General features: G+C 61.7%; 12 protein-coding genes. 9 read left to right on the forward strand and 3 right to left on the reverse strand.

Translation table 11 applies throughout. The annotated features are described in order from the left end of the window. Positions 1-275 precede the first annotated feature (275 nt). The 3 genes from FHW37_RS02605 to FHW37_RS02615 all read left to right on the forward strand — a co-directional run bounded on the left by FHW37_RS02605 (position 276) and on the right by FHW37_RS02615 (position 5,918). Positions 276-1,433, forward strand: coding sequence for an efflux RND transporter periplasmic adaptor subunit (locus FHW37_RS02605; protein ID WP_145632096.1), 1,158 nt, complete (start codon positions 276-278; stop codon positions 1,431-1,433). After that, positions 1,433-4,573, forward strand: coding sequence for an efflux RND transporter permease subunit (locus FHW37_RS02610; RefSeq protein WP_145632099.1), 3,141 nt, complete (start codon positions 1,433-1,435; stop codon positions 4,571-4,573). The genes FHW37_RS02605 and FHW37_RS02610 overlap by 1 nt, the downstream gene beginning before the upstream one ends. Before the next feature lie 205 nt (positions 4,574-4,778). Beyond that, the gene (locus tag FHW37_RS02615; RefSeq protein ID WP_145632101.1) at positions 4,779-5,918 is read left to right on the forward strand and encodes a PQQ-dependent sugar dehydrogenase; all 1,140 of its coding nucleotides are present in this window, start codon (positions 4,779-4,781) and stop codon (positions 5,916-5,918) included. A 29-nt stretch (positions 5,919-5,947) separates the two neighbouring features. On the opposite strand, the gene FHW37_RS02620 is transcribed toward FHW37_RS02615, so the two are convergent. From FHW37_RS02620 to FHW37_RS02630, 3 genes are all read right to left on the reverse strand, one after another. After that, positions 5,948-6,988 (reverse strand): zinc-dependent alcohol dehydrogenase family protein, encoded by a 1,041-nt coding sequence (locus tag FHW37_RS02620; protein ID WP_145632103.1) that lies wholly within the window; start codon positions 6,986-6,988, stop codon positions 5,948-5,950. Between the two features lie 92 nt (positions 6,989-7,080). Next, entirely contained in the window at positions 7,081-8,643 is a 1,563-nt protein-coding gene (locus FHW37_RS02625; RefSeq protein WP_145632105.1) for a hydantoinase/oxoprolinase N-terminal domain-containing protein, read from the reverse strand. After that, a complete protein-coding gene (locus FHW37_RS02630) occupies positions 8,640-9,719 on the reverse strand; it encodes a DUF917 domain-containing protein (RefSeq protein WP_112455483.1) in 1,080 nt (359 codons plus the stop codon). The genes FHW37_RS02625 and FHW37_RS02630 overlap by 4 nt, the downstream gene beginning before the upstream one ends. A 145-nt stretch (positions 9,720-9,864) precedes the next feature. On the opposite strand from FHW37_RS02630, the gene FHW37_RS33990 reads away from it, so the two are divergent. The 6 genes from FHW37_RS33990 to FHW37_RS02660 all read left to right on the forward strand — a co-directional run bounded on the left by FHW37_RS33990 (position 9,865) and on the right by FHW37_RS02660 (position 17,010). Further along, the gene (locus tag FHW37_RS33990; RefSeq protein ID WP_432442820.1) at positions 9,865-10,821 is read left to right on the forward strand and encodes an AroM family protein; all 957 of its coding nucleotides are present in this window, start codon (positions 9,865-9,867) and stop codon (positions 10,819-10,821) included. A 176-nt stretch (positions 10,822-10,997) separates the two neighbouring features. Then, complete coding sequence (locus FHW37_RS02640; RefSeq protein ID WP_186458117.1) at positions 10,998-11,678, forward strand: AroM family protein; 681 nt, start codon at positions 10,998-11,000, stop codon at positions 11,676-11,678. Positions 11,679-11,726: 48 nt separating this feature from the next. After that, entirely contained in the window at positions 11,727-13,319 is a 1,593-nt protein-coding gene (locus tag FHW37_RS02645) for an ABC transporter substrate-binding protein (protein ID WP_145632109.1), read from the forward strand. Positions 13,320-13,415: 96 nt separating this feature from the next. Then, positions 13,416-14,423 (forward strand): ABC transporter permease, encoded by a 1,008-nt coding sequence (locus tag FHW37_RS02650; RefSeq protein ID WP_145632111.1) that lies wholly within the window; start codon positions 13,416-13,418, stop codon positions 14,421-14,423. Beyond that, on the forward strand, positions 14,423-15,373 hold the full coding sequence (locus FHW37_RS02655; RefSeq protein WP_246690639.1) for an ABC transporter permease: 951 nt from the start codon (positions 14,423-14,425) through the stop codon (positions 15,371-15,373). The genes FHW37_RS02650 and FHW37_RS02655 overlap by 1 nt, the downstream gene beginning before the upstream one ends. Continuing rightward, positions 15,370-17,010 carry an ABC transporter ATP-binding protein gene (locus FHW37_RS02660; RefSeq protein ID WP_145632114.1) on the forward strand — a complete coding sequence of 547 codons (1,641 nt, stop codon included), beginning with the start codon at positions 15,370-15,372 and terminating at the stop codon, positions 17,008-17,010. Before FHW37_RS02655 ends, FHW37_RS02660 begins: the two co-directional genes overlap by 4 nt.

The following is a 17,010-nucleotide window of genomic DNA, read 5'->3' on the forward strand; positions in this document are numbered from 1 at the left end:
GGCGCCGTACGGAGGGCCTCCAGTGCGGCATAATGATCCTGAGGCATGGGGACGCATGACTTAAGCAACTGAAATAATGAAGTTTTTCTATTTATTATTTCACAATATAAGTTCATGCGCGATTTCACATCTACTCGCATGACCGTTTGCTGATTAGCTGCGACCAGCGACAGAGCCGGCCGCAATTGCAGGCTTCCACATGATCTGTGGGATCCGCATGGCAGCGCTCTTTCCAAGCCACCGCGATGGCTCCACGACTTCAATATGAGGCACACATGTTCTCGAACCATTCAAAGATGCTCGCGACTTCCCTGGCGGTCGCGCTTCTTGCAAGCATGACCGCGACGGTCGCCGACGCACAACAGGCCTCCTCCCAGGCCCCGTCCGTCACCACCGCCACGCTGCATGCCCAGTCTCTCCCGCTGAGCTACAGCTATGCCGCCCGCCTGTCGGCCTTCCGCCAGACGGAAATCCGCGCCAGGGTCAGCGGCATTCTGCTGAAGCGCAACTTCGTCGAAGGCGCAAGCGTCAAGGCCGGCGACGTCCTCTTCCTGATCGATCCGGCACCGTTCCAGGCAGCGCTTGCGCAGGCTCAGGCCGAGCTTGGCCAGCAGCAGGCGCAACTCGACCAGGCAACCCGCGAAGAACAGCGCAACGTCCGTCTGTTCAACCAGAATGTCGGCAGCGAAAAGTCCCGCGACGACGCCATTTCCGCGCGCCAGCTGGCCCAGGCCGCCGTTGCAGCCGCCGAAGCGCAGGTTCAGACGGCGGATCTCAATCTGAGCTACACACGCGTCGCCGCGCCGATCGATGGCGTCACCAGCCTCGAGCAGATGCCGGAAGGCAGCCTCGTGACATCGGATTCCAGTCTTCTGGCAAACATCACCCAGACCGATCCGATCTATGTCAACTTTTCCTTCTCGGATGCAGAAGCGCGTGAAGTGCGCCACCTCCTCGATCTGATGAAGGCCAAGGGCGATGTTCATCCGCTGAGCGTCAAGCTCACCTTCGGCGACGGCACGGTCTATCCGCATGAAGGCCGTATCGATTTCACCTCCGCCGTCGTCGATGCCAGCACCGGCACGATCCAGGCACGCGCCGTCATCGACAATCCGGACCGCGAACTCATTCCGGGCCAGTTCGTGCGTGCAACTGTGACGGGGGTTACCGTGGACTCGGCGATTGCCGTACCAGAGATCGCCGTCATGCAGGGTCCGCAGGGACAATTCGTCTACACGGTGGACAATGATGGCAAGGCGCAGATGCGCCCGGTCACGCTCGGCCAACAGGTCGGCGAGAGCTGGATTGTTCAGACGGGCCTGAATGATGGTGACCGCGTGATCACCGAAGGCGTCATCAAGGTGCGTCCCGGCGCGCCGGTCGCCGCCTCGGCCGGCATCGACAATGACAGCAACAAGGTTGCGACAAACTGATGAGCAACAGGTTTTTCGTCGACAGGCCGGTTTTTGCGGCCGTCATTTCCATTGTCATCGTGCTGGCCGGCCTGCTCGCCATGCGGGCGCTGCCGATCGCACAATATCCCGAACTGGTACCGCCGCAGGTCGTCGTCACGGCCAACTATCCAGGTGCCAACGCGCAGACGATCGCGCAGACCGTGGCCGCGCCGCTTGAACAGCAGATCAACGGCGTCGAAAACATGCTCTACATGCAATCCGCCAACTCCAATAGCGGCGCCATGCAGATCACCGTGACATTCGCGCTCGGCACCGACCCGGACCAGGCGACGATCAACGTCAATAACCGCGTGCAGCGCGCGACCTCGACCCTGCCGAGCGAAGTGACGCGGCAGGGTATCGTGGTCGCCAAGCGGTCGACATCGCCTCTGGCATTCATTGCGATGTATTCCAACAACCCGCAATATGACCGTGCCTATGTGGGCAATTATGCGCTTCTGAACGTCATCGACGATCTCAAGCGCATTCCCGGCATCGGCGATGCGAACGTGCTCGGCAGTATCGACTACTCGATGCGCATCTGGCTGCGCCCGGACCGTCTGGCGCAATACAACCTGACACCGAGCGATATTTCCACAGCGATCCAGGAGCAGAACTCGCAGTTTGCCGCGGGGCAGTTCGCCGATCAGCCTTCGCCCAGCAGCCAGCCCTTCACCTACAGCGTGACGACGCAGGGGCGCCTGCCCGATCCGGAAGCCTTCGGAAACATCATCCTGCGCTCCAGCAGCAATGCGGCGACCCTTCGCCTCAAGGACGTAGCGCGCATCGAACTCGGCTCGAAGAGCTATTCGGTCACCAGCAGCCTCAACGGCACGCCGGCTGTTCCGATCGTCGTCTACCTGCAGCCGGGCGCGAACGCGCTCGACACGATGAAGGCCGTCTATTCCCGTCTCGACGAACTCAAGGCCTCTTTCCCGCAGGGGATCGAGTATCGCGTTCCCTATGACACGACGAAGTTCATCCAAGTTTCGATCGACGAGGTGGTGCACACCTTCTTCGAAGCCGTGGCGCTGGTCGTCATCGTGGTCTTCCTGTTCCTGCAGAACTGGCGTGCGACCCTCATTCCGGTCATCGCGGTTCCGGTCTCGATCATCGGCACGTTTGCCGGCATGTACATGCTCGGCTTCTCGATCAACCTGCTGACACTGTTCGGCCTCGTGCTGGCGATCGGGATCGTGGTCGACGACGCCATCGTCGTGCTCGAAAACGTCGAACGGCTGATGACCACCGAAAAGCTGCCGCCGAAACAGGCGGCGATCAAGGCGATGTCCGAGGTCAAGGGGCCGGTCATTGCCATCGTGCTCGTGCTCTGCTCGGTCTTTGTGCCGGTATCCTTCATGGGCGGACTTGCCGGCCAGATGTACAAGCAGTTCGCCGTCACGATCGCGATCTCCGTCATTCTGTCGGGCATCGTGGCTCTGACCCTGACGCCTGCGCTTTGCGGCCTGATCCTCAAGCCCGGCCATCATGAACCAGCGCTTCCGTTCAGGATCTTCAACCGCGTGTTCGAACGCCTGACTTCTGGTTATGCAGCAGGCGTGCGGTTCTTCATCAAACGCTTTGCGATCGGTCTCGTGATCGTCGCAGCCATCCTCGGCGGCACGGCCTACATGTTCCGGACCATTCCGGGATCGCTTGTTCCGAACGAAGACCAGGGCTGGCTGCTGCAGATCGCAATTCTCCCGCCGGCGGCATCCCTGCCGCGCACGACGGCCGTGATGGACAAGGTCGTGGAGAATACGCGGAAACTACCGGGCGTCCGCGATGTCTTCTCGGTTGCCGGCTACGACATTCTTGCAAGCACGATCAAGAGCAGCGCCGGCCTCTCCTTCGTCATTCTCAACGACTGGGACGAAAGACCGTTGGCAAGCGAGGATGCGCGCAATATGGCCGGCCCGATCATCGGGGCGAACAGGGATGTTCGTGACGGCATGGTGCTGGCCTTCAACCCGCCACCGATCCAGGGGCTGAGCACGACCGGCGGCTTCGAATCCTATGTTCAGGATAGGACCGGCGGCAACGTGGCCAACCTTGCCGAGCAGACCAAGCGTCTGGTCGAGGCCGCCTCCAAGCGCCCGGAACTGGCGGGTGTCAGAACGACCTTCGATGCCAGCGTGCCGCAATATCATGTCGATCTCGACCGCGAAAAAGCCAAGGCCCTCAACGTCCCAATCAACAGCGTTTTTGCGGCCATGCAGGCGACCTTCGGCAGTCTCTATGTCAACGACTTCACGCTTTACGGGCGCAGCTATCAGGTGACGCTGCAGTCGGAAGCAGCCTTCCGCCAGTCGCCGGACGATCTGCGTCAGGTGTTCGTGCGCTCCAGCGACGGCAACATGATCCCGCTCGATGCGCTGGTAAAGGTAACCCGTATTATCGGACCCGACCTGCTTGAACGCTTCAACGCTTTCAACGCAGCCAAGGTCACCGGCAATCCGGCTCCGGGCTACACATCCGGCGATGCCATCAAGGCCATGCAGGAAGTCGCAGCCCAGACCCTGCCCACGGGCTATCAGCTGGCCTGGACCGGCTCCGCCTTCCAAGAGCTGCAGAGCGGCAATTCGGGTTCGCAGGCGATGATCTTCGGCATCGTCATGGTGTTCCTGATCCTCGCTGCCCAATACGAAAAATGGTCGCTGCCGCTGGCGGTCATCACCGCCATCCCCTTCGCGCTCTTCGGTGCGTTGCTGGCAACGCTGCTGCGTGGCCTTACCAACGACATCTATTTCCAGATCGGGATGGTGACGTTGATCGGTCTTGCAGCAAAGAACGCGATCCTGATTGTCGAGTTCGCGGTGCTCAAGCGGCAGGAAGGCATGACGGCGGGTGAAGCAGCGCTCGAAGCCGCCCGCCTGCGCTTCCGGCCGATCGTGATGACGTCGCTCGCCTTCATCCTCGGTGTCGTGCCGCTGGCAATCAGCACCGGCGCCGGATCGGCAAGCCGACACGCCATCGGCACGGGCGTCATTGGCGGCATGATGGCGGCGACCTTCCTCGCCACCTTCTTCATCCCGATGTTCTATCGACTGATCGCCTGGCGGCAGCCGAAGCGGAGGGAAGCGGATGACGAGAACACCGCCCTGGCGCCGGCGGAATAAGACAGAAGACAAGGGCACGATCTCACCGGTCGTGCCCTTTCGATTTTGATGCCCTCGCAAAAGCGTGTTTTGCCTAAACGGGCGTCGGAACAGATCATTCCACTACCTCGCGAGATCCCGGGCAATGGTTTCCGCTTTCTGCCAGCCGCATCGGGATCGTCATCACCACACACTTCACGACACGCGTCAGGACGAGAGGTCAGCGATGATAAACAGGTTCAAGACGGCACTTCTTTCAGGTCTGCTGGTCATAACCGTAACCTGCGGGGCCGGCGCACAGAGCATCAATGCCGGGAGCCGGCAGGCCGAGTCCGCCAAGCCATTTGCCGTCCGCGAAATCGCCAGTTTCGATACGCCCTGGGCAATCGCCTTCCTCCCCGATGGCCGCCTGCTGGTGACGGAAAAGCCGGGCGCGATTTTTCTGGTGACCCAGAGCGGTCGCAAGACGCCGGTCGGCAATGTCCCTGCTGTCGCCGCCTCCGGGCAGAACGGTCTGCTCGACATTGCCCCCTCTCCGCGCTTTCAGAGCGACAGGCAAGTTTACCTCACCTACGTCGAGCCCGGCGCCGGTGGAAGCAGCCTCGCGCTTGCCCGGGCGACCCTGGCCGTCTCCGGCCCGCGGGCGGAGCTGGAAGACCTCAAGGTGATTTGGCGACAGATGCCGAAGGGTTCCGGCGGCCAGCCCGGTGGCATCATCGCCTTCGACCCTTCGGGACAACATCTCTTCCTCACCTCCGGCGACCGCATGCGGCCTTCGACGGCGCAGGATCCCGATCAGGCGCTGGGCAAGGTCCTGCGCTTCAATCTCGACGGAACCACGCCATCCGATAATCCCCATGCAGCCGATGGCGGCGTCCGTGCGCAGACCTGGACGATGGGACATCGCAACCCTTATGGCCTTGCCTTTGCGCCGAACGGCCAGCTGTGGCTGCACGAGATGGGGCCGCGCGGCGGCGATGAATTCAACCGGATCGAACCCGGCAAGAACTATGGATGGCCCGAAGTTTCGAATGGCGATAATTATAACGGGACACCGATACCAAGGCACGCGACACGGCCGGAATTTGCCGCCCCGCCGCTATACTGGAACCCCGTCATCGCACCGGCAGGACTGGCGTTCTATCAAGGCACCATGTTTCCCGCCTGGCAGGGTTCAGCCCTGATCGGCGGGCTTGCATCGATGGGACTGGTGCGTGTCACCCTCGATGGCAAGGGTGGTGCAGACGAAGTCGACCGATGGGATCTCGGTGCGCGCATCAGGGACGTCGCCGTGGCTCCGGACGGCGCCGTCTGGGTCATAGAGGACGACAGTCCCGGGCGCCTTGTCAGGCTCACTCCGCTCTGAGCGGCCTGCTCTCAGGCAATGTCCGTTTTTCAGAAGCTCGTGATGACAGCGATACCGGGCGTCTCGGCTCTGTCCATCGTCATCAGTTCGGGAATGGCATCGGCCAAGCCTATCCGCTTGGAAATCAGCTGTTGTGGCGTCATCTTGCCCGAGGTGATCATCGTCAGCATGGCATCATAACGCCAGGCCTGCATGCCGTGGCTGCCATAGATTTCCAGTTCGTGGCCGATGACCTGCGCCATCGGGATCTGCGGTGTCGAATGCTCTCCCAGCATCAGGCCGACCTGCACATGCCGGCCGCGGCGGCGGAGATTTTTGATCGAGTTGAAGCAGGTCGTCGGATGCCCGAGCGCATCGATGGACACATGCGCGCCGCCCTTGGTGATTTCGCGCACGGCGTCCACGACATCCGGCACTGTGCCGGCATTGATGGTCGCAACCGCACCGCATTGGCGGGCGAGCGCCAGCTTGTCCTCGGTCAGATCGATGCCGATGACATTGGCGCCGAGTGCGGTCGCGATCATGATGGCCGACAGGCCGACCCCGCCGCAACCATGCACGGCAACCCAGTCACCCGGGCCGGTGCGGGCCTGATCGGCAACAGCGCGGAAGGAGGTGGCGAAGCGGCAGCCGAGGCTTGCGGCGGTCGCGTCGCCGATCTCTTCCGGCAGGGTAACGAGATTGGTATCGGCGTAATCGATCGCCACATATTCGGCGAAGGATCCCCAGTGGGTGAAACCGGGCTGGAACTGGCTTGGGCAGACCTGCTGGTTGCCGGAATGGCATTCGGAGCAATGGCCGCAGCCGGAAACGAAAGGCACGGTGACACGATCGCCGACCTTGAAGCGCATCACGCCCTTGCCTGTCGCCACGACCTTGCCGGCGAGCTCATGGCCAGGCACGTGCGGCAGCTGGATATCCGGATCATGGCCTTTCCAGCCATGCCAGTCGCTGCGGCAAAGGCCCGTTGCGCCGACCTTGATGACCACACCGCCGAAGGTCGGCTCGGGATCGGGAAGCGTCCTGATTTCCGGCGTCTGTTCGAACGCTTCGTAATACATGGCCTTCATGACGCATCCCTTTGAATTCGAATAAAAACATCCCTGACCGGTTCAGGATCAGGGATGCTTGGTTTCCAGATATCTATCGCAGTTTCGAGCGTTTACGAAGCCTGCTTCTGCTCGCTCTTCATGAAGGCGATATCGCCGACGACGCGCACGCGCACGCGGCGGGCATCGCCCGGCAGGTAGGCGATCGGAATGTCTTCCGTATCGAGCGTGACGATCGACTTCGGATCGGCACCGGATTCGATCGCCCGTTCGCGGGCAATCCGGTCCGCCTCGGCAATCGCCTTGTCGCGCGACATGTCGGAGAAGACCTGGTCGACTTCGCCGGAAACCTGCGCCATGGCAGCACCGAGCGCATTGGCGACACCGGCATGCTCGACGCGCAGCACTTCGCTGGCGCCCTTCAGCTTCTCAGGGATCAGGAAGGCACCACCGCCGACGGCGATCAGGCTGACGCCTTCTGCCGAGGTCTTCATCCGGTCTACACCGTCTTCCACCATGGCTTCGATACGCTTCAGGAGGTCGGCAACCATCGCCTTGTCGAGATGTTTCACGCGATCACGGTCGCCAATTTCGACGAGGCCGGCTGCGACAGCAACGTCGGTCGTGGTCAGCGTATCGCCGCCAAAGACGAGCGCCTTTTCGGTGATGCGGTAACCGACCGAACGCGGGCCGATCTTGCGGGTTTCCGGATCGATGATCGTGCCGCCGCCGAGAGCCATCGGCAGAAGATCGGGCATGCGGAACAGGGTGCGCACACCGCCGACTTCGACGACATTGTTGGCCTCCCGCGGAAAACCGCCGACGAGGCAGCCGATATCGGAGGTCGTGCCGCCGACATCGATGACCATGGCCTCTTTCAGGCCGGTCAGGAAGGCTGCGCCGCGCATGGAATTGGTCGGGCCGGAGGCAAAGCTGTAGACCGGGTTGGCCGCAGCGACATCCGCCAGAACCACAGTGCCGTCGTTCTGCGTCAGGTAGAAGGGCGCATTAACGCCTGCCGTTACCAGAGCATCCTTGAAGGCATCGATCGTCTTGCGGCCGAGGCCCTGAAGTGCGGCGTTCAGAAGCGTGACGTTTTCGCGTTCCAAAAGGCCGATACGGCCAAGCGTATGGGAGAGCGTGATACGTGCATCCGGAATGATCGAACGGACGATCTCGGCAGCTTCTAGTTCGCATTCCGCCGTCAGCGGCGAAAAGAGCGCGGTGATGCCGACGGAGGTGATGCCCGCGTCGCGGATCTTCATCGCGGCGTCGCGGATCTCGTCGCGAGCGAGTGGTACCAGCGGACGACCGTCATATTCATGGCCGCCATGGACCATGAAGGAAAGCGGATCGACGCTGTCGCGCAAGTCATCCGGCCAGTCGATCATCGGCGGCAGCGAGGCGCCGGCCGGCATGGCGATACGGATCGCGGCGATACGTTCCAGGCGGGCACGCTCGACAACGGCATTGGTGAAATGCGTCGTGCCGATCATCACGGCGTCGATCGGCGAAGCGCCCGGCGCCTGCGAGGCAACGACATGGCCGATGGCGTTGACGACGCCCTGCATCACATCCGCGGTGGTGGGAAACTTGATGGCCGAGACGACTTTCTCGCCATCGATGAGAACGGCATCCGTGTTGGTGCCGCCGACGTCAATTCCGATCCGCTTCATGCTGCAAACACCGATTTGAAATCCAGATCATATCCGAAGGCGCGTGGGCCGACATGTTCGAGGCCCTTGGGGCTGGTCAGCACTGCCGGCGCCGGCAGGGCGACGACCGTGACGCGCTGGCCGTAACGCACCGTTTCCGTGCCGATCGCTTCACCCGACACGGTGTCGAGCAGGCAGATCAGGTCAGGGGTCATGGCGATCGGCTGGCCGTCGCGGAAGGCGACCGCCCATTCGTTCTGGAAGGCGAGTTCAACCTTGGCGCCGCGATCTGCATCAAGGCCGTCGATCATCGCCGCACCGCGCAAAAAGCCGCCGGTCGTGGTGCGATCCACATCGGCAACCTTGCCCTTGAACAGGATTTTTCCGCCTTCATGCGCCAGAACGGCTTCGATCGGGTCGGTATGGGCGGCGCGGGCTTCAAGCACGGCACGGCCGAGGCTGACGGCCTTGGTCACGGTATGGAGCACGCCCCATTCCTTGACTTCCTTGCCGGTGCGCGGTGCCTTGCAGGTGGCAGACGTGGAGCCGACTTCGGTGCAGATCTTGCGCGAGATACGCTCCATCCACTTCCACGAAGCGGCCTTGGCGACGATCGCCTCGTTGTCGCGGCAATCGACCAGCGTCAGCGGGTACATCGGCAGGTCGCCGATGGCAAAGCTCGTCATCTGCGCTTCGGGATAGGCGCGGCCCATCGCGTCGGCATCGACGACCGGAATATCCAGCATGGCGGCTGCGAGGAAAGGCGAAAGCGCATTGCCGCCGCCGATCTCGACGCTCATCACGGCGCGGAACTTGCGGCCGGTATATTCTTCCATCAGCTGCATGGCGCGGGCGAGATGGGCCGGATCGACCAGACGTTCCTGGCCGACCAGCGGCGCACCCATCTTCGACACGACTGCAACGGCATCGCCGTCATCGAGCGCGTTCGGATCGATAAGCTTGACGCGCTTACCGTCCTTGTAGAGTTTTTTCAGGTTGAGCTGCGCCAGATAAGGGCTGCCACCACCGCCGGTCCCGAGAATCCAGGCACCAACGGCAAGCGGATCAATCTCGCTTGCTTCGAAATCACGGATCATGTTTGCCTCCGAATAATGTGCTAGAACCTAGCCATGAGAGGCGAGCTGTGCCTATAGGGGACTGCCCCTAGAATGAACTTGCCTTTAATTTGTGCGTGCCTAGAACGAACCTGCCGATGCGATCAGAAGGACCGTTTCCCTGCCCGTGACGAAGAACACACGCACTCCGTCTTCGCCTGTCGCGGACGCGGCGGAACCGCCGCATCGCGTCATGTTTCTGAGCGTCGGCCAGTCGCCGCGCGCCGACATTATCGACGAGATGCTGGAAAGCCTGGATCTACCGATCGAGGCCCTGGAAATCGGTGCGCTGGATGGGCTTTCCGAGGCGGAAATCAATGCGTTCAGGATCCGTCCGGGCGAGACGAGTATCGTCACCCGGCTTGCAGATGGCAGCGATATCGTCGTTTCGAAGCCGCGGATCGCCGAGCGCATGGCAAAGATCGCCGCCGCCTTCCAGCCGAACGAGTTCGATCTGGTAGTGATCCTCTCGACCGGCCTGTTTCGCGATTTCGAGAGCACCTGCCCGATGGTCAACGCCCAGCGGGCGATGGAATCTACCGTCATTTCCCTGGCCGCGCACGGTTCCGCCGTCGGCCTGATCCAGCCGCTGCAGCAGCAGATCGACGAGCTCGATATTCCGGCGCTCGCGCCCTATAAGGTGACCGCGAGTTATGCTGCCGATGGCGACAAGAGGCTGCTCGCAAGCGCCCTGTTCGATCTCGCCGATTCGGAGATCATCGTCCTGAATTCCGTAAGTTTTACCGAGACGGACCGGCAGACAGTTGCCAAGGCGAGCGGCAAACCCGTCGTGCTTGCGAGACGTATCGTCGCCAGCGCCATTCGCCTGCTTTTGCACGGCACGCATCCGGTCGCCTTGCCCGGCGTACCGCAGGAATTTTCCGAAAAGCTGCAGCGCCTGACGCCGCGCGAAAGACAGGTCCTGTCTCTGGTTGCCGAAGGCCTGTCGAACAAGGCGATTGCCCGCCAGCTCGATATCAGCCCGAAGACGGTCGAGATCCATCGGTCCAACGTGATGGCGAAGATGGAGGTGACCTCCTCCAATGCGCTGATCCGGATGGTGGTCGCGGCTGGTCATCCGTAACGAAAATAATCGCATTTGCGCAAGAAAATTGCGTAAAAAACGCAAAATGCCTCAAAAACGATCACCAAAGACATGACGGAATTGTGTCGCTCTAGGGGCATTACCCTATAGAGAAGCTGCGTATTCGAGCGTTAGGCTCCCTGCCAACACGATAAATGCAGGGAATGAACGAGAGCATGCCTTCCACATCCAAGATTGCATTCGTCACCATCGGCCAGACGCCCCGCGTCGATCTGGTTCCTGAAATGATGGCCGAGATCACCGTCGGCCTGCCGGAAGGCCGCATCGTGCATCAGGAATTCGGTGTTCTGGATGGGATGAGCCCTGCGGAACTCGATGCGATGCGGGCGAAGGATGGCGAACATTCCTTTGCGACCCGTCTTGCCAGCGGCGAGGAGATCGTCTCCTCCAAGGCCCTGACGGAAGAAAAATTGAATGTCCTGCTGCAGAAGATCGACGGCGAAGGATTCGATATCATCGTCCTGCTCTGCACCGGCACGCGGATCGATCCGCTGAAGAACACGCTCGTCGTCGAAGCCCAGCGCATCGTCGATTCGACCGTCGAGGCGCTCGCCGCATCGGCGCGCAAGCTCGGCGTCATAGTGCCGCTGGAACGCCAGATCAGGGATTTCGAAGAGCGCCATATCCTGCCGGGCAATCCGAGCCTCGTTTCCGCCTCGCCTTACGCCGGCGACGACATGGGCGAGCGCGCGAAACTGCTCGAGGGCTGCGATCTCATCGTCATGCACTGCATGGGTTATTCGGCCGACATGCACGAAACCGTCCGCAATGCGATCGATGCGCCTGTGCTCCTGTCGCGCCGCCTCGTTGCAGGCGTCGTGCGGCAGATGCTCTGACCCGAAATTCAATCTCACCGGAAGCCGTTTAATAAGAGAGGGAACTACATGCTCGGCAAGATCTTCAGAAATATCGCGATCGCGGGGCTTCTCGCCTCGTCGGTTCTCGCGACCCCGGCTGGCGCTTTCGAGCGTACCGACAAGGGCAATGTCATCGTGTTCGGCGGTCGCCAGGCGATCCCGGTTCTCGATCCGCATATCCGCTACGACTGGTCGACCCGCATGCTGCAGCAGGCGGTCTATGACGGCCTCGTCAAGTACGAAGGCGACCCGGCCGAGATCAAGCCGTGGCTCGCCGAAAAGTGGGAAACCAGCGCCGATGGCAAGACCTGGACCTTCCATCTCGTCAAGAACGCAAAGTTTCATAATGGCGACCCGGTCACCGCTGAGGCTGTCCGTTACTCCTTCGAGCGCGGCCTGAAGCTCAACAAGGGCGTCGCCTGGATGCTCAAGGACTTTCTGGCGCCGGAAGGCATCAGCGTCGTCGACGACTATACCGTCAAGTTCGACCTGAAGGCACCTTACACGCCCTTCCTGTCCTTCCTGCCCTGGTGGTACATCGTCAACCCGGCCCAGGTGAAGGCGAACGAAGTCGACAACGACTATGGCCAGAAGTGGCTGACCGACCATGAAGCAGGCTCCGGCCCGTTCAAGCTCGGCCGCTGGGAACCGAACGTTCTGTATGAAGCCGAAGCCGTGACCGACTACTGGAAGGGCTGGCCGCAGGGTGACAAGAACCGCCCGGCCGGCGTGATCTACAAGATCATCCGCGAGCCTGCCGCCCAGAAGGCTGCCCTGCAGCGCGGCGAGGCCGATATCGTCGAAGGCCTGACGCCGGACGACTATGTCCAGATCGCGCGTGCCAAGGGCATTGCGATCGAAGATCACAAGGGCATGACCACGTTCGGCATCAAGTTCAACACCCAGCAGGGCCCGACCGCCGACATCAACCTGCGCAAGGCGATCGCCTATGCCATGGACTATGATGCGCTGATCCAGGTCTATAACGGTGCTGCCTCGCTTGAAACGAGCCCGATCCCGGATGCGATGAAGGGCCATATCGACGTGCCCGGCATTCCGCGCAAGGATCTTGCAAAGGCCAAGGAATATCTGGCCAAGTCCGGTTACCCGAACGGCGGCATCACCCTGCCTTACGTTCACGTCGCCGGCCTCGAAGAAGCCCGCCGTATCGGCCTCGTGCTGCTCGACAGCCTGAAGCCGCTCAACATCAATGTCGAGATCAAGCCGGAACAGTGGCCGAACATGGTCGCCAACGGCTCCAAGGTCGAGACCTCGCCGGCCATGACCTCGGTCTATACGACCCCGGTCTCGACCGATCCGGATGCCGTCGCCTACCAGTATCACAAGAACAGCTGGGGCCAGTATTTCGCGATGATGTTCTACGACAGCCCGAAGGTCACCGAGATGATCGACAAGGCCCGTTCCTCGTCGAACTGGGATGAACGTGCAAAGCTTTATGCCGACATCCAGACGCAGATCGTCGCCGACCAGCCGGAAGTGTTCGGCATGCTGCAGAACCGCCGTTGGGCACGCCGTGACTACCTGCAGGGCTTCAACTTCAGCCCCGTTCGTTTCACCGGCGAAGTCGACCTCTACCCGCTCTGGGTAAAGGCTGAATAAAGTCTGGCCCAGTCCCCTCTTTGTGGCCAGAGTGATGCGCATGGCCCGCCTCCCAACCGCGGGCCATGCGCAGTTTCAAACGTATAGGAGAAGACGATGCTGACATTCGCCTTCCGCAAGGTGCTGACACTAATCGGCACGATGATCGGCATCGCGGCGCTGACCTTTCTCATCACCAATGTCGCACCCGGCGATCCGGCCCGCCTCGTGGCAGGGCCGAATGCCACCGAAGATATGGTGGCGACCATCCGCACCGAATATGGTCTCGACAAGTCGCTGCCCGAGCAGTTTTTCGTCTATATGGGCGATCTCGCGCGGGCGGATCTCGGCACCTCGATCGTGACGACGCGACCGGTGCTGGAAGAGGTGATGCGTTATGCCCCGGCAACGCTGGAACTGGTCTTCGTCGCCATGTTCCTCGGCATCATCGTCGGCGTTCCGCTCGGCATGCTTTCGGCCGTCTACAAGGACGGCCCACTCGACCAGATAACCCGTATCTTCTCGATCTCGGGCGTGGCCCTGCCAGCCTTCTGGTTCGGCATCATCCTGCAGCTGACCTTTTCCGTCGACCTGGAATGGCTGCCGGTTTCGGGCCGCCTGCCGCTCGTCACCCGCCCGCCGGACACCGTCACCGGCCTGCTGCTGGTCGACAGTCTGATTTCGGGCCGCTTCTCGACCTTCTGGGTCTCGCTGCAGCATATCATTCTGCCGGCGATCGTGCTTTCCTTCCCCTGTCTCGCCTCCATCCTGCGCGTCAACCGCGCCGAGATGATCGAGGTGCTGCAGTCGGACTATATCGTCGCGGCGCGCGCGCATGGCATCTCGTCCTTCCGCATCGTGGCCTGTTATGCGCTGAAGAATGCCATGCTGCCCACGCTTGCGATGATCGGCCTGCGCTTCGGCTGGATGCTCGGCTCGACCGTTCTGGTCGAGACCGTGTTCGACTGGCCGGGCATCGGGCTTTATGCCGTGTCTTCGGCCCTGTCTTCCGATTTCAAACCCGTGGTGGGCGTGACGCTGATGATCGGTTTCTTCTTCATCGTCGCCAACACCCTCGTCGATCTTGCCTATGCCTGGATCGACCCGCGTCTCAGGAAAGCGTGATGACGGCTGAACCCATGAACTCACAAATCGACACCCAGATCGCCGCCTCGGCAGACACACAGCGCCCGCTGACGTTCCGCGAACGCCATGCAAGCCAGATCCGCCAGTGGCGGCTCTACGCCCACATGTTCCGGAAGAGCTTTTCTTCGATGCTCGGCCTGACGCTCGTCGTGCTCTTTCTTCTGCTTGCCGCTTTCGGTCCGCTCCTCGTGCCCTATCCGGAAGCTGCGAGCGGCGCGATCAACATGTCGGCAAAGCTGCAGCCGCCGAGCAGCACCTATTGGTTCGGCACCGATGAAATGGGCGCGGACATCTTTTCTCGCGTCATCATGGGTGCGCGGACGTCGCTTTGGATCGGCGTGGTGATCACCTGCCTTGCCGCGTTGATCGGTGTTCCACTCGGCATCCTCGCCGGTTATCGCGGCGGCTGGGTCCGCGCGGTCATCATGCGCGTCACCGAACTTTTTCTCGCCGTTCCCGGCCTTGCGTTGGCACTCGCCATCGTCGCGGCGCTTGGCCCCGGCATCACCAACTGCGTTCTGGCGCTCGCGATCGTCTGGTGGCCGGGCTATGTGCGACTGGTGGAAGCGAAAACGCTGTCGGTGAAGGAAGAACTGTTCATCGAATCCGCCCGCTCGATCGGGGCAAGGACGCCCTGGATCCTCTGGCATCATATCCTGCCCAACTGCCTGTCGCCGATCATCGTCAAGATGAGCATGGACATGGGCATGGCAATCCTGTCTGCGGCCAGCCTCGGCTTCATCGGCCTCGGCGCACAGCCGCCGTCGCCGGAATGGGGCGCGATGATCTCGGTTGCCCGCACCTACATGCCGGACTGGTGGTGGTATTCGCTTTTCCCCGGTGCAGCGATCTTCCTCACCGTGCTCGGCTTCAACCTGCTTGGCGACGGCTTGCGTGACATTCTCGATCCAAGGAGCCGCGACCGATGATCGCTCTTCTCGATATCCAGAACTACCGGCTCGACATCGGCACGTTCGACGGCCCGGTGCATGTACTGAAAGGCATCAATCTCACGGTCAACCGCGGCGACACGCTCGGCATCGTCGGCGAGAGCGGTTCCGGCAAGACGGTTCTGGTGCGCTCGGTGCTGGGGATCGGCCCGCGCAATTCCAGGGTCGTCGAGGGTTCGATCTCGTTCGACGGCCAGGACATCACGGCACTGCCGGAAAAGGACTGGACGAAGATCCGGGGCATCCGCATCTCGATGATCTTCCAGGACCCGATGACCTATCTCAACCCGCTCTTTTCGATCGGGCGGCAGATTTCCGATGTCATCGCCGCGCATGAAAAGGCGGCCGGTCAGGGCGTTTCGTCGAAGGCCGCGCGGCGTGCCCGCACCGAGGAACTGCTCGATCAGGTCGGCCTGCCCAATCTATCGATGCTCTTCTCGCAATATCCGCACCAGCTGTCGGGCGGCATGCGCCAGCGCATCCTGATTGCCATGGCGCTCGCCGGCAAGCCGGATCTCTTGATTGCCGACGAGCCGACGACGGCACTGGACGTGACCGTTCAGGCGCAGGTGCTGGACCTGATCAATTCGCTGGTCGAAAAGCTCAATCTCACCGTCATCATGATCAGCCACGATATCGGCGCGATCGCGACCGTCGCGAAGCGCTGCGCCGTCATGTACAAGGGCGAGATCGTCGAGCAGGGCTTGACCCGCGACATCCTCAATCGTCCGCAACACGAATATACGCAGCGCCTGCTCGCCGCCGTGCCGGATATCGACGTCGCGCCCGAAAAGGCGGCGGCGAGGGCGGCAGAGACACCGTCCGCCAAGCCCGGCCATCTGCTGGAAGCAATCGACCTCAAGAAGGTCTATCGCAGCCAGTCGGGTAGCGAGGTGACGGCCGTCAAGTCGATCAGCCTCGCGGTCAAGACCGGCGAGATTTTTGGCGTGGTCGGCGAAAGCGGCTCCGGCAAGTCGACGCTGGCGCGCATGCTGCTGCGTCTGATCAAACCGACTTCGGGCGACATCATCTTCGACGGCCAGAATATTTCCGGCCTGTCGGGAGAGCCGCTGCGCCAGATGCGCCGCCACATGCAGTTCGTTTTCCAGAACCCGCATTCAGCCCTCAACGGCCGCCATACGATCGGTGATGCAATCGGCGAGCCGCTGCGCATCCAGACCAATATGAGCCGCCGGGATATCGAGGCGCGCACGGAAGCGCTGCTCGACATCGTGCAGTTGCCGAAGACGTTCAAATACCGCTATCCGCACGAGCTTTCCGGCGGCCAGAAGCAGCGTGTCTGCATTGCCCGCGCAATCGCGCTCAACCCGCGGCTCCTGATCCTCGACGAGCCGACGTCAGCGCTCGATATTTCGGTCCAGGCGCAGGTACTCGACTTCCTGCAGGAACTGCGCGCGGAACTGAACCTCACCTATGTCTTCATCTCGCACAATCTCGCCGTCATCCGGCAGATCTGCGACCGGACGATTGTCATGAAGCGCGGCGAAATCGTCGAGCAAGGCGAGACCGAGCAGATCTTCTTGGCGCCGCGCGAAGACTATACCAAGGCGCTGATCGAGAGTGGACGCAAGACCTCGCAGGCCGCGAATCTTTGA

The sequence above is a fragment of the Neorhizobium alkalisoli genome, assembly GCF_007829835.1.
GTDB lineage: Bacteria > Pseudomonadota > Alphaproteobacteria > Rhizobiales > Rhizobiaceae > Neorhizobium.